We start from the raw sequence: 13,932 nt of genomic DNA on the forward strand, positions 1-13,932 counted from the left end.
CGGGCTTATCGCAAAGTACTACTTTCATGTACTCTTAAAAAACTAGCAAATTTTGGCTTGCCATTTTTGGTTAAGCCATTGTATTTAAAAGTGATGATGACACCAACTGGCGGAGGGTTTAAGCGATCACTTTCTTTAAAGCCCGAGACTATCTTAAAACTTACTTTTTTACTCTCAATCACTGCTTCACAAAGCAAAGATCCCATTTTACCTTCAAATTTTCCTTTACCTTCTAAATGCTTTTTTACAACACATTCTGTATCATCAAAAGGTTTTAGTTTAAAAGCATTGTTTGATCTTTTCTTTTCATAAGGTGCGTTGTTTAATCTTATGATCACGCCCTCACCTTTATGCGAAATGATATCTTGGTAAAATTACTTTAAATGATTTTTATCTTTAATGCGAATTTGTGGGATGATTTTTATAAAATCATTTGGATTTTTAGCTAAATACTTTTTTAAAACTTCTAATCTTGCTTCTAAAGTACAAGGATCAAGTTTAAATTCCTCGCAAGCATTTGGCACATCAAAGACATTAAAACTTACTTTTTGCCAAAGCTTTTCATCAGGATTTTCTTGGCGTATTAAAGACGAAATTTCTTCAAAAGAAGCTCTTTTTATCCAAAGTTCTCCATCTAACTCAAATTTAGGAAAGTTTATTGTGAAAAATGAAGGGAGTTTTATAGCATTTCCTGCTCTTGTTTGCATAGACTTACCACTCCAAAGTCCTCTTACGCCATCGAGCTTTTCGCTCATGAGATAGTAGCTTAAATTTACATCTTTAAATGCTTTTTCATCATAAACTTTAAAAAGTAAAATATCTTTTGCAAAAAGAGGATTTAAAAAGAAAGTAAAGAGAAAAACAAGGCTTATAAAAAGCCTTGCAGTAAGATTAAAGTGCTTTTTTAGCAGCATCTGCTATTTTAGCAAAAGCAGCTGCGTCGTTCATCGCTAAATCAGCTAAGATTTTTCTATCAAGCTCAATGCCTGCTTTTTTAAGACCATTTATAAATCTTGAATAACTAATATCATTTAGTCTGCAAGCTGCATTGATACGTACTATCCAAAGACGACGGAAATCACGTTTTTTGCGGCGTCTATCACGATACGCATAAACCAAACTTCTTTCTAATTGTTCTTTAGCTTTTCTAAAGTGTTTGCGGCGACCACTATAAAAACCACGCGCAAGTTTTAAAACTTTTTTATGTCTGCGGCGTCTTACAACACCAGTTTTTACTCTTGCCATATTTATCCTTTCACAAATTGGCGTTCGTTAAACGAATCTTGCCCTTTAAATAAGGGGAGTTTGAATGACTTTCGTCAAAAACTAAAATTTAAGCTCGCTTAAATTCCTAACATTTTTTCAACCGCTTTAACATTGGTTGAGTGAACATACTTAGAAGTGCGAAGATCACGCATTCTTTTAGCAGGTTTTTTGGTCAAAATGTGGCTTCTATAAGCAGCACCTCTTTTGATTTTATTTTTACCTACTTTGAAGCGTTTAACAGCACTTTTAACGCTTTTCATTTTTGGCATGTGTATCCTTTGGATCAATTTTTTCATAAAAGAAAGCTATCATTTTACTACAACTATGCTTTAGAAAAATTAAATTCTAATTCTTCTTTTTTAATACATAAAGTTGTTCTTGTATATGCATAGAGCGCTTAGAAAGGTTTCTACTAGCTCTAAAGGCATTATATTTTTGCTCAAGCACAAAGCATTCTCCAAGACTTTGAAGTCTTTTTGTGAAATTTTCTTTTTTTACAAAACCCTCACAATTATAAGAAAGCAATACAATCTTGGCTTTTAAATCATTTATCAAATCAAACAAAGCATCTTCGGCTTTTTTTTCTTTGTTAAAAGCACTGCGGTTCCAGTCTTTTGGTATGCCAGAAACCTTTGAAATTTCCTTTGGCTTTTTATAATTAGCGATTAAATTTAACATAAAATAATTTGATCCATAAGGATGCTGATTATAAGGTGGATCTAAATACGCCACATCAAAGCTATCAAGCTCTTTAGCTAAAATATTTGCATCTTTTTGAAAAACCTCATATTCACAAGTAAAATTTGAAAAAATAGGCATTTTTAAAGCTATATCGCCTTTTATACGACTAAGCGCATTTGCCCCATTTCCTCCAAATTTACCAATGCCATTTTTATCTTTATAAAAACCTTTAAAAACCCCACTTGTGTTTGCATGCACACTTGCTTCATAAATAAGTGGTGCGATGAAGTATTTTTGTATATTACTTGGCAAGCTTGAAATTTTTTCTCGCATAGAGTCTAAATACATCGCATTTTTAAGCGTGTAAAAAACTCTTTCATTCTTTTGGATATACTCATCATCATTTGGTGCATAAAGCTTGCTTATAAAGCCTTTTTTGAGTTTTAAATCAGAAGTTAAAAAAGCGTAATATTTTTGTAATTCTTGTAAAAATTGTGCATTTTGATTGCTTAAATAACACTCATTGATGATTTTAGAATAATCTTCCAAATCATTTGCCATAATAAAACTCGCATAAGGCCTCACAAAACGTGAAACTACCCCAGAGCCACTGAATACATCACAAAAACTAAATTTGTCTTTTTTAAGCTCATTTTGTGCGAATTTAAAGCCTTGATTTAAAAACTCAAGCAAGGATCTTTTATTGCCAAGATAAGTTATGATTTGTTCTTTTAAAAATTGTGGATTTTCTTCTAGCATAAGTTTAAAATACAAGCCTTAGAAAGGCTTGTGATTATTTTTTCTTTTTAGGAGTTACTAGCATATTTACATAGCGTCCTTCGAGTAAAGGCTCTTTGTCTCTATCTGCTATATCTTCAACCATTTGCCAAATTTTTTCAAGCAACGCCACTCCTGCTTCAGGAGAGCCCATCTCACGACCTTTTAAAAACACTCTAAATTTAACATGCTTACCTTGCTCTAAAAACTCACTTGCATGTTTGACCTTATAATTAATGTCATTTTGAGCGATTTTCACAGAAAGTTTGATTTCTTTTATATCAATAACTTTTTGTTTTTTCTTTGCTTCTTTTTGTTTCTTTTCTTGTTGATAACGGAATTTTCCATAATCCATTATCTTACATACAGGTGGTTTGGCTTCGGGGGCTATCATCACCAAATCAAGCCCTAGTCTATTTGCTATATCTAGCGCTTCATCACTACTAATAATGCCATAAACCTTGCCATCATCACCTATACATCTGATCTCATCTGCTTGAATTTCTTCATTTAGCAATACTTCTTTTTCTTTACTCAAAAGCGTACCTCACTTAATTTCTCCTTTGTTAGGGTTATAAATTCATCTAAAGTCATTGTTTTTTGTTCTTTTGCTCTTCTATCTCTTAAAGCCACACTTTTGTTTGCTACTTCTTCATCACCTAAAACAAGTATCATAGGCACATGTGCTTTTTCAGCGGTGCGGATTTTTTTATTTAAGCTTTCATTTTTATTATACACTTCACTATCAATGCCAAGTTCTAAAAGTTTTCTTGCTATTTCTTTTGCATAATCATGATGATTTTGTGAAATAGGCACTATAGCTACTTGAGTTGGTGCTATAAAAAATGGCAACTCACCCGCACAATGCTCTACTAAAATTCCTATAAATCTTTCAAAAGAACCCAAAATAGCACGGTGAAGCATTACAGGTTGTTTTTTCTCATTATCTGCATCTGTGTATTCGAGTTTAAAACGGCTTGGTAAGTTAAAATCTACTTGTATAGTACCACACTGCCATTTTCTTTTTAGCGCATCGGTAATTTTAATATCGATTTTTGGACCATAGAAAGCTCCACCACCCTCATCAATGCCATATTTTAAACCTTGCTCATCTAAAGCTTCTTTTAAAGCCTTTGTAGCTATATCCCAAATTTCATCATCGCCTATTGCTTTTGCTGGGCGTGTTGAAATTTCCATTTCATAATCAAACTCAAAAGCCTTCATCAAAGTATCAACAAAGCTTAAAATTTCTAAAACTTGTTCTTTTATCTGACTTGGCATACAAAAAATATGTGCATCATCTTGAGTAAATTCTCTTACCCTAAAAAGCCCGTGTAAAACTCCACTTTTTTCATGGCGGTGCACCACGCCGTATTCAAAAAATTTCAAAGGTAAATCACGATAGCTTCTAACATCACTTTGATAAATTTTAATATGCCCCACACAATTCATCGGCTTAATGCCATATTCTTGCTCATCAATTTGCGTAAAATACATATTTTCTTTATAGTTTGCATAATGCCCACTAATTTTCCACGCATCAGCTTTTAAAAGTTCAGGCCCACGTACGGGCTCATAGCCTCTTAATCTATGTGCTTTATATAGCAAATGCTCTAATTTGCTTCTTAATTTTGCACCATTACTAAGCCATATAGGAAGCCCACCGCCTATTTCATCATCAAAGGCAAAAAGCTTCATTTCATTACCAAGTTTTCTATGATCTCTTTTTTTAGCTTCTTCAATGATTTTTAAGTATTCATTTAAACTTTCTTTATCTGCAAAAGCAGTACCATAAATTCTTGTGAGCATTTCTCTTTTTTCATCGCCACCCAAATACGCTCCCGCTACACGAGTAAGCTTGAAAAATCTTAAATATCTAGTATTTGGCGCATGAGGCCCGCGGCATAAATCTTCAAATTCGCCTTGCTTATAAATACTTACTTTTCCATCAGGAATTCTTAGTAAAACTTCTTGTTTTAAATCATCATTAGCAAATTTTTCTTTAACCTCAGTCTTTGAAAGTTCGTATTTTATGATGTCTAGCTTTGCTTCTGCTAGTTCTTTCATTTTCTTTTCGATTTTGCTTAAGTCTTCTTCTGAAATCTTACTATCAACCCTAAAATCATAATAAAACCCATCTTCTATCACAGGCCCTACGAAAAATTTAGCCTCTGGATATAGACTTTTAATCGCTTGAGCCATTAAATGCGCACAAGAGTGGCGGATAACTTCTAAACTTTCTTTAGAGTTATCAAAATAAATCGGAGTTAAATTTGTATCATTGTTAAAACTTTGAGTATCTACCAAAGTTTCATTATTTGCATATGCAATTATATCTTTTGTCATTTCTACCCTTAACACTCACTAACCTTGTGAGCTTAAATTAAAATATAAGACTAATTTTAGCTATGAAAAACTTAAACTTTTTTTAAATAAAGGATATTTTTATATTTCAAACACCCGTTCTTGATATATCTAAAGCACCACTCATAAAAAGGTATAAAAATATAAAACCTAAAATTATCCTATAAATTCCAAAAGGTATAAAGTTTATCTTGCTGATTAATTTTAAAAATATTTTAATTACCACAAAAGCCACTATAAAAGCTGTTACAAAACCTATGGCTAAAGGAATGAAATTATTCATATTACTTAAAACCTGTGGTTCTTTATAAATGCTATAAGCTGTTGCTATAATCATGGTAGGAATTGCAAGTAAAAATGAAAATTCAGAAGCCACTTTACGATCAAGTCCAAGCAATAAGCCACCTATAATACTTGCTCCACTTCTTGAAGTACCTGGTATGATAGCAAGAGCTTGGGTCAAACCTATCAAAAAAGCTTGTTTATAACTTACCTCGTCTAAAGAATGTATATCATAGTCTTTTTTTCTATGTTTAAGCTCTATGATGATAAAAACAATCCCACCAATGATTAACATAGAAGCCACGGTATAGCCATTAAATATCTCTTTTAAAAATTTATATGCTATAAAACCCACTCCACCTGCGGGCAAAAAGCCCACAGCAAGTTTTAACCAAATATCAAGTTTTTGAGTTAGTTTATCTTTGAAAATAAAAATTACCGCTAGTATAGAACCAAGTTGAATAATGATAAAAAAACTTCTCCAAAAATCATCTATATTTAAACCCAAAATTTCAGCACCCAAGATCATATGCCCTGTAGATGAAACAGGTAAAAATTCTGTCAAACCTTCGATAATCCCTAAAATCAAAGCATAATAATAATCTAAATTCATTTTTTAAGTACTCTTCTTGCAAAAATTAGCATAATCGCTACAAAAACTACAAAACCTATAATCCCATCGTCTTTAAATGAAGTTGCAATAGCAAGTGGATCTTCAGCCCCACCTCTACTAATAGAAAGCACAGTTAAACCAGCTATTAGCACTCCAAATAAACTCTCACCTACTATCAAACCTGAGGCAAATAAGGTTCCTTTTTGCTCATGCTCTTGAATGAGTTCTTTTTTATGTGCATTTTTAGCATATCTTTGCTCTAAACGCTTTTTGATTAAATACGCTAATAATCCACCTATAAACAAAGGCATATTAACAGCAGGTGGTAAATATATACCTATACCCACAGCTAAAGGCGGCAAAGACATGTTTTTCTTTCTTAATAAACGATCGACGATAATTATACCAACGCCCACAAAAGCTCCCGCTATAATATAACTCCAATCGATATTAGCGTTAAAAATGCCTTGTGCTATAGTACTCATCAAATTTGCTTGTGGTGCAGCAAGTGCATTTGCCTCATCCATTCCTTCTCTTGGCATTGCACCCACAAAACCATAAGCTTGGTATAATAAATTTAACACAGGAGCAATAGCCAAAGCTCCAAACACACAACCTATAATCAAAGAAACTTGCTGCTTCCAAGGAGTTGCGCCCACTAAATAGCCAGTTTTTAAATCTTGTAAATTATCGTTAGAAATAGCAGCAGTTGCTAAAATAACACTAGTAGTAAAAATAGCAAAAGCGATGGCAAATTTAGACATTAAAGGATCGCTAAATAAATCTACTTGATAACCCAAAAGTAAAATAATCAAAGAAGAAATCATAATCCCAATAAGCCCTATACCCGAAATAGGAGAAGATGATGAACCCACCAAACCTGCCATATATCCACAAGCAGAAGCTACAAAAAAGCCTATGAAAATAGCTACTAAAGTTCCTACTAAGGCAAAAAGAATTTGATAGCCACTTGCTAAATTTGAATCAGCCACAAAAGCGTAAAATGAGACAAACAAACCTATACACATAAGTACAAATAAACCTAGCATAGCTTTTAAAGATAAATCCATATCTTTAGGATCTTGTGAAAGATTTAACGAGGTTTTTTTAAGCATATTTTTCATGCCATCATATACAGGTTTTGCAAGTTCTATTAAAGTCCATAATGCTGCTATGGCAATAGCTCCTGTGCCTATTAAACGTACTTTTTGAGCCCAAATTTGATTAGCTATATCAAGTGCACTTAAACTCGCGTCAAAACTTTCTTTAGCAGAAAAATATGGAACAAAAACCATCCAAGCAAGTACCATACCCGCAAGCAATGCAACACCCCCAGCTATACCCACTAAGTATCCAGCACCCAAAAGCGCCACTGAATAACCCATAGAAAAGCCAAAAGTCATTTTTTGCCAGATGAACGCAAAACTACTTCCACTTGAAAGTAGTTTAAAACCACTTGAAAAAAGACTTATCACAGAAGCAAAAGCCACGCCAAGTGTGATTTCTTTTAAGCCTACTTTTCCTTTTTTATCGGCTTGATCTTTATTAGCTACTTTTAAAATTTCAGCAGCAGCTCTTCCTTCAGGATAAGCTAATTTACTCTCTACCACCATAGCTCTACGCAAAGGTATGGTAAAAAGCACGCCCAATCCACCCCCACAAAGACAGAGCATAAAAGTAAGCCAAAGTGGAAATTCAAACCAATATCCACACATAAAAAGACCTGGTATAACAAAAATCACAGCCGAAAGCGTACCTGCGGCTGAAACTTGAGTTTGAACCATATTATTTTCTAAAATATTAGAGTCTTTAAAGATTTTTAAAACGGCCATTGCAATCACAACAGCAGGAATAGAAGTAGAAAAAGTAAGACCAACTTTAAGCCCCAAATATACATTTGAGGCAGTAAAAATAATCGTTAAAATACTTCCTAGTATTATACCCCTAAGCGTAAGCTCCGGTAGTGAGTTTTTTGTATGCATTTTGTTTCTCCATTTTTATTGACAACCTTCACATTCTATAGTTCTATCAACCACATCATCATTTACTTTTTGACTATCAGGGCTTTCGCTTCTTAGATAATAAGTTGATTTAACACCTAATTCCCAAGCAAGTTGATAAATTTCATTTAAATATCCACCGCTTGCTTTATCTAAAGAAACAAAGATATTTAAAGACTGACCTTGATCAATCCATTTACCACGAATCGCTGCTGCTTTTACTAAGATTTTTTGATCAAGCTCATAAGCAGGAGTATAATACTGCCAAGTATTAGCACTTAGATTTGGCACCACGGTTGGTATCATACCGCTTAAGTTTTGCTCAAACCATTTTCTTTTATATACAGGCTCAATTGTTTGAGTTGTACCTACTAAAATAGAAATAGAAGAAGTTGGTGCTATAGCCATTAAATAACCATTTCTTATACCATCTCTTTTTAGTTTTTCTCTTAATTTTTCCCAATCACACTCACTTTGATCAAATAAACCTTCACTTGCGGTAAGCTTTTTGGCATTTTCGTTTGCTACATCAATTGGCACTATACCTTTACTCCAGTTTGATCCTTCAAAGTCAGGATAACTTCCTTTTTCTAAAGCTAAATTTGAGCTAGCTAAAATAGCCTCATAGCTAATCATTTCCATAATGCGATCAATTTTTTCAAAATGTTCATTAGAACCCCAATAAATTTGAGCTTCAGCTAGCATTTGTGCTTCACCCATCACACCAAGTCCTATAGCGCGTGATTTTAAGTTGGTATTTTTAACCTTTACATGAGGATAAAAATTTAAATCAATCACATTATCAAGCATTCTTATTGCCGTTGGCACTACTCTTTGGATGTCTTCTTTGGTGTTGATTTTACTTAAATTTATACTTGCAAGATTACAAACTGCAGTTTTTCCTTCGTTTTTGTATTTTTCTACTATATAGACTTTTTTACCATTAATACTATCTAAAGTAGAAACTTTTTTAGCAAGCTTTTTATATCCTCCATCTATTGTAAGCTCTTCATCCTCATCTAAATGAAGTTCTGTTTTATCATCAAATACGATTTTGATTTGATAATAATTTGGTTCTGTATTTTGAAAAATTTCTGTACATAAATTTGAACTTCTTATAATTCCTGCATGGGAATTTGGATTTGTTCTATTTGCACTATCTTTAAAACATAAAAACGGCAAGCCACTTTCAAAATAAGATAAAAGTATTTTTTTCCAAAGCTCTTTAGCATCAACAATTTCTTTGACTATGCTTTCATCTTTTTCAAATTCTTCATATTTTTTCTCAAATTCTTCACCGTATAAATCACACAAACTTGCTGTATCAGCAGGATCAAAAAGCGTCCATTTGTCATTTGCTCTTACTCTTTTCATGAACAAATCATTAATCCACAAAGCAGGGAAAAGCTCATGCGCTCTTCTTCTTTCTTCGCCTGAGTTTTTACGCAAATCTAAAAAGTCATTAATATCCATATGCCAAGGTTCAATATATACAGCAATTGCACCTTTTCTAGTACCAAGTTGATCAACAGCTACTGCTATATCATTGGTGATTTTTAAAAATGGTATGATCCCACCTGCTGCATTTTTATGCCCATCTATACTTCCACCCATAGCACGCACCTTAGACCAATCCCAGCCTATACCACCACCAAATTTAGATAAAAGTGCCATTTCTTGATAAGAATCAAAAATCCCTTCTATATTATCAGGTGTGCTTCCTATATAACATGAACTTAATTGATGTCTTGTGGTTCTTGCATTTGAAAGGGTTGGGGTTGCAAGCATTACTTCAAAAGTTGAGATTAAATCATAAAATTTCTTAGCCCAAGTTTGAGAATCTAACTCATTTTGCGCTAAAAACATCGCAATAGCCATAAACATTTGCTGTGGTAATTCTATAGGCATGCCTTTAGAATCTTTAATCAAATATCTATCATACAAAGTTTTTATACCAAGATAAGTAAATTGTAAATCGCGCTCTGGCTTGATATAAGCATTAAGATCATCTAAATCATATTTTTCTTTTAAACCAATTAAAATCCTACCTTCTTTTTCACCTTTTTCAAGGTATTCTCTTAAATGTTTATAACCACTATAACCACTTACTTTTTTATACAAATCATATAAAAATAATCTTGCAGCAACAAAGGTCCAATTAGGTCTATCAATATCTATTTTATCTACTGCTGTTTTTATAAGAGTTTGTTGGATTTCTTCTGTTGTTATGCCATCACGAAATTGAATTTTTGCATCTACTTCAAGCTCACTTTGGCTAACATTTTCTAAATTTGCCACCGCATCGGTGGTATATTTTTTAATCTTAGAAACATCTAATTCTTCAGTTCTACCATTTCTTTTTAATACTTTCACTCACAACCCCTAGTTTATTATTTAAAAGTTCTTGCAAATATTTTGTCTACATTTTTTGTGTAGTAGTTATAGTCAAAGCAATTTCTAATATCTGCTTCACTTAAAGACTTTTTCAAATCCTCATCAGCTAATAAAGCTAGCAAAAACAAACTCTCACCTTTTTCATTTAACGCAGGCTTGCCATTTTGTAAATCAGCCCAAACTTTCATAGCATTTCTTTGAACAATCTTGTAAGCTTCTTCTCTACTTATACCTTTAAAAGGAAGTTCAAGCAACACTCTTTGAGAAAATACAAGCCCTCCGGTTAAATTTAAATTTTTCATCATATTTTCTGGATACACCAAAAGCTTTTCTATCACACCGCATAATCTTGAAAGCATAAAATCAGTCGTGATAAAAGCATCAGGTAATATAAATCTTTCTACACTAGAATGTGATATATCTCTTTCGTGCCACAATGCTACATTTTCTAAAGCAGGTGTTACATAAGCTCTTATCATCCTGCAAAGACCGGTGATATTTTCACTCAAAACAGGATTTCTTTTATGAGGCATAGCTGAGCTTCCTTTTTGTCCTTGAGAAAAATATTCTTCAGCTTCATATACTTCTGTTCTTTGAAAATGGCGGATAGCAACAGCGATTTGCTCACAACTTGAAGCTAAAATAGCTAAAGCCGAGATAACCTGTGCGTAACGATCTCTTTGTATAACTTGGTTTGAAACTGGCGCTGGCTTAAGATCTAAATTTTTACAAACTTCTTCTTCAAATTCAAGCGGAGCATGAGCAAAATTTCCCATGGCACCGCTAATTTTTCCATAGCTAATCACTTCTTTTGCATGAATGATTAAATCTTTTGCATGAACTAGCGAATCATACCAAATAGCCAAAACTAAGCCAAAAGTTATAGGCTCTCCATGAATTCCATGACTTCTTCCTACCATTAAGGTGTTTTTATGCTCATACGCTCTTGTTTTAATCGCTGCTAAAACTTGATCTAAATCTTGCAAGATTAGTTCTAAACTATCTTTAATCTGCAAAGCAACTGCAGTATCAATACAATCTGAACTTGTCATCGCATAATGCACAAAACGACTTTCCTCGCCTAAACTTTCACTTACACTAGTTAAAAAAGCGATAACATCATGTTTGGTAGTTTTTTCTATCTCATCTATTCTTGCTATATCAAATTTTGCATTTTTTATAATTTTTTCACAATCATCATCTTTAATAAGACCAAGTTTATTCCATGCTTTCACAGCAGCTAATTCTACTTTTAACCATGCGTCATATTTTGCTTGCATGTCCCATTTTTTAGCCATGATTTCTCTACTATATCTTTCAACCATTTTCAAGACCTTTTTTTATATAATTTTTTATGAAAAAATAGCTTGAATTTTATTATAAATTACCTAAGAAAGTTATTAAATGGCATATATAAAAAAGAAACTATCAAATAATGAAAAAAAGGCATTTAGACTACTTATGGATGAGTTAAAAATCTCTATGCGTGAAGCACAAAAACTCATTGATAAAAAAAGACTATTTTGTAATGGAAATTTGGTAGAAGAAAAAAACAAATTTTTAGATGGCTTAGTGGAATTAATCGTATATGAAAATAACCCTAAAGGATTGGAAATAGTTTTTGAAAATGGTGATTTTGCCATCGTAGAAAAACCAAGTGGGGTGCTAACTCATCCTAATGGACGCAATTGTGCTTATAGTCTTTGTGATGAAATTTGGCATTTATGGGGTGAAAAAGCTTGCGTGGCTCATAGATTAGATAAAGAAACAAGCGGACTTTTACTCATAGCTAAACATAAAAATGCACAAATTGAGTTAAAAACCATGTTTGAAAAAAGATTAGTTCAAAAAAGCTATCTTGCGCTAGTAAAAGGAAAAACTAAAAAAGAGTTTATAGTAGATAAAAGCATGGATTTAGCTAAAGACTATGATGCAGTCAAAACTAGGATGCATATTTGTGAAAATGGCAAAGAAGCTTTAACACAATTTTACACTTTAGAATATTTTGAAAATTTAGATGCTAGTTTAGTTTTAGCTAAACCTCTAACAGGCAGACAACATCAAATAAGACTACATTTGTTTCATGTGAAACATAAAATTTTAGGTGAACCTTTATATAGTTTAGAAAAAACACAAATAGAGCAAATATTAGATGGAAAAATGAGCGATATCGAAAGAGCTCACATCACAGGTGCTAAAAGACTGCTTTTACACTCTTTTAGCTTAGAATTTACATATAAAAATCAAAAATTTTTGATACAATCTCAAAAAGATATAAAAGGTGAATTTTTGAAAGAAATTATAGTTTAAAATTCTCTATATCATTAAAGATAACCTATTCATAATGATATAGATAAAATTATAGTAAACAATATGATATATCAATCATTTATCTTCATTTTTTAATACATAAATAATTCCACCAAGTCCTATGATCACTACTATACTTATAAAAATAAGCTGAGCTATATCTAAAAAAGTCATTGTTTACTCTGCCTTTCTTTAAGCTGTCCGCATGCAGCTGAAATATCAAGTCCTTTACTTTCTCTTATCGTACAAGTAACACCTTTTGCACTTAAATAATCTTGAAATTTAACCGCATTTTCAACACTTGGTCTTTTATATAAACTTCCTTCGTGTGGATTAAAAAGTATTAAATTCACTTTAGCTTTTATACCATTTAAGAGCTTGACTAGTTCTTTTGCATGTTCTATTTTATCATTTATCCCATCAATTAAAAGGTATTCAAACATCACTCTTTTACGCTGATCTATAGGAAAATTTCTCACCGCTTCCATAATGCTTGCTATATTATAAGCTTTATTAATAGGCATTAATTCACTTCTAAGCTCATCATTTACAGCATGAAGTGAAATAGCCAAAAGTACACCTAAATTCATTTCTCCAAGCTCTTTAATTTGCTTTGCCAAACCACTTGTACTTATAGTTTGTCTTCTAGGGCTTATCGCTAAGGCATCATTATCGGCTAAAATTTTAACTGCCTTAGAAACATTTTTAAGATTATCCAAAGGCTCTCCCATACCCATATAGACTATATTAACCCTTCTTTCATAAGGTATGTTGTTGTGTTTTTTAATCCATAAAATTTGTCCTACTATTTCTCCTGCAGTCAAATTTCTTTTCAAACCACCTTTAGCAGTAAGACAAAAACTACACCCACTTTTACATCCCACTTGAGAGGAAACACAAATAGTATATCTTGCATGTTTGATGATTTTTCCATTTTCATCTACAAGTTCTTCTTTCATTGGTAGCAAAACAGCTTCTATTTTTTTACCATCTAAAAGCTCAAAAAGATATTTTATACTACCATCTTTGCTTTTTTCATCTTTCACACATTTTAGAGGTGAAAAATGAAAATTTTCTTGCAAGTACACTCTAAAATCTTTTGGCAAAGACGACATTTGTAAAAAATCATCTGCATATTTTTTATATACCCATTCAAAAATTTGCTTTGCTCTAAATTTTGGTTGGACTAAATTTTCTAATTCTTCTTTAGTAAAATCTAATATATTTTTTAATTCACTCAATTTT

The 13,932-nt window shown here is 32.4% G+C and carries 12 protein-coding genes and 1 pseudogene; 1 reads left to right on the forward strand and 12 read right to left on the reverse strand.

Annotation, left to right across the window (positions count from 1 at the left end; translation table 11 throughout):
• Window positions 1-5 precede the first annotated feature (5 nt).
• The 10 genes and pseudogenes from CAMP5118_RS01350 to purB form a co-directional block, all read right to left on the reverse strand.
• A pseudogene (locus CAMP5118_RS01350) lies at window positions 6-914 on the reverse strand (DNA ligase).
• Entirely contained in the window at window positions 892-1,245 is a 354-nt protein-coding gene (gene rplT / locus CAMP5118_RS01355; RefSeq protein ID WP_039617097.1) for a 50S ribosomal protein L20, read from the reverse strand. Before rplT ends, CAMP5118_RS01350 begins: the two are co-directional and overlap by 23 nt.
• Window positions 1,246-1,343: 98 nt before the next feature.
• Entirely contained in the window at window positions 1,344-1,535 is a 192-nt protein-coding gene (gene rpmI, locus CAMP5118_RS01360) for a 50S ribosomal protein L35 (protein WP_039617094.1), read from the reverse strand.
• Between the two features lie 76 nt (window positions 1,536-1,611).
• Window positions 1,612-2,706, reverse strand: a complete 1,095-nt coding sequence (locus CAMP5118_RS01365; RefSeq protein WP_337216422.1) for a DNA adenine methylase — start codon at window positions 2,704-2,706, stop codon at window positions 1,612-1,614.
• 34 nt (window positions 2,707-2,740) lie between these two features.
• Entirely contained in the window at window positions 2,741-3,262 is a 522-nt protein-coding gene (gene infC, locus CAMP5118_RS01370) for a translation initiation factor IF-3 (RefSeq protein WP_039617082.1), read from the reverse strand.
• Window positions 3,259-5,070: a threonine--tRNA ligase gene (gene thrS / locus CAMP5118_RS01375; RefSeq protein WP_337216423.1), complete on the reverse strand. Its 1,812-nt coding sequence runs from the start codon at window positions 5,068-5,070 to the stop codon at window positions 3,259-3,261. The genes infC and thrS overlap by 4 nt, the downstream gene beginning before the upstream one ends.
• Window positions 5,071-5,176: 106 nt before the next feature.
• Window positions 5,177-5,983 carry an undecaprenyl-diphosphate phosphatase gene (locus CAMP5118_RS01380; protein ID WP_337216424.1) on the reverse strand — a complete coding sequence of 269 codons (807 nt, stop codon included), beginning with the start codon at window positions 5,981-5,983 and terminating at the stop codon, window positions 5,177-5,179.
• Complete coding sequence (locus CAMP5118_RS01385) at window positions 5,980-7,965, reverse strand: OPT family oligopeptide transporter (protein ID WP_337216425.1); 1,986 nt, start codon at window positions 7,963-7,965, stop codon at window positions 5,980-5,982. Before CAMP5118_RS01385 ends, CAMP5118_RS01380 begins: the two co-directional genes overlap by 4 nt.
• Before the next feature lie 15 nt (window positions 7,966-7,980).
• Window positions 7,981-10,356, reverse strand: coding sequence for a ribonucleoside-diphosphate reductase subunit alpha (locus CAMP5118_RS01390; protein ID WP_263663691.1), 2,376 nt, complete (start codon window positions 10,354-10,356; stop codon window positions 7,981-7,983).
• A 17-nt stretch (window positions 10,357-10,373) separates the two neighbouring features.
• A complete protein-coding gene (gene purB, locus CAMP5118_RS01395) occupies window positions 10,374-11,702 on the reverse strand; it encodes an adenylosuccinate lyase (protein WP_263679287.1) in 1,329 nt (442 codons plus the stop codon).
• Between the two features lie 79 nt (window positions 11,703-11,781).
• Between purB and CAMP5118_RS01400 the strand changes: the two genes are divergently transcribed.
• Complete coding sequence (locus CAMP5118_RS01400) at window positions 11,782-12,687, forward strand: RluA family pseudouridine synthase (RefSeq protein ID WP_337216426.1); 906 nt, start codon at window positions 11,782-11,784, stop codon at window positions 12,685-12,687.
• Window positions 12,688-12,762: 75 nt separating this feature from the next.
• Here the strand turns inward: CAMP5118_RS01400 and CAMP5118_RS01405 are convergent, their stop codons facing one another.
• Both CAMP5118_RS01405 and rlmN read right to left on the reverse strand, forming a co-directional pair.
• Window positions 12,763-12,861, reverse strand: a complete 99-nt coding sequence (locus CAMP5118_RS01405) for a hypothetical protein (protein WP_087685297.1) — start codon at window positions 12,859-12,861, stop codon at window positions 12,763-12,765.
• Entirely contained in the window at window positions 12,858-13,928 is a 1,071-nt protein-coding gene (gene rlmN / locus CAMP5118_RS01410; RefSeq protein ID WP_263682834.1) for a 23S rRNA (adenine(2503)-C(2))-methyltransferase RlmN, read from the reverse strand. The genes CAMP5118_RS01405 and rlmN overlap by 4 nt, the downstream gene beginning before the upstream one ends.
• Between the last annotated feature and the right edge of the window lie 4 nt (window positions 13,929-13,932).

Origin of the sequence: Campylobacter sp. LMG 7929, from assembly GCF_024723595.1 — a bacterium.
GTDB lineage: Bacteria > Campylobacterota > Campylobacteria > Campylobacterales > Campylobacteraceae > Campylobacter_D.

What these genes read in the sequence shown, in the direction of transcription:
- rplT (WP_039617097.1), bottom strand. Translation starts at nt 1,245, where the DNA reads ATGGCAAGAGTAAAAACTGGTGTTGTAAGACGCCGCAGACATAAAAAA.
- rpmI (WP_039617094.1), bottom strand. Translation starts at nt 1,535, where the DNA reads ATGCCAAAAATGAAAAGCGTTAAAAGTGCTGTTAAACGCTTCAAAGTA.
- CAMP5118_RS01365 (WP_337216422.1), bottom strand. Translation starts at nt 2,706, where the DNA reads ATGCTAGAAGAAAATCCACAATTTTTAAAAGAACAAATCATAACTTAT.
- thrS (WP_337216423.1), bottom strand. Translation starts at nt 5,070, where the DNA reads ATGACAAAAGATATAATTGCATATGCAAATAATGAAACTTTGGTAGAT.
- CAMP5118_RS01380 (WP_337216424.1), bottom strand. Translation starts at nt 5,983, where the DNA reads ATGAATTTAGATTATTATTATGCTTTGATTTTAGGGATTATCGAAGGT.
- CAMP5118_RS01385 (WP_337216425.1), bottom strand. Translation starts at nt 7,965, where the DNA reads ATGCATACAAAAAACTCACTACCGGAGCTTACGCTTAGGGGTATAATA.
- purB (WP_263679287.1), bottom strand. Translation starts at nt 11,702, where the DNA reads ATGGTTGAAAGATATAGTAGAGAAATCATGGCTAAAAAATGGGACATG.
- CAMP5118_RS01400 (WP_337216426.1), top strand. Translation starts at nt 11,782, where the DNA reads ATGGCATATATAAAAAAGAAACTATCAAATAATGAAAAAAAGGCATTT.
- CAMP5118_RS01405 (WP_087685297.1), bottom strand. Translation starts at nt 12,861, where the DNA reads ATGACTTTTTTAGATATAGCTCAGCTTATTTTTATAAGTATAGTAGTG.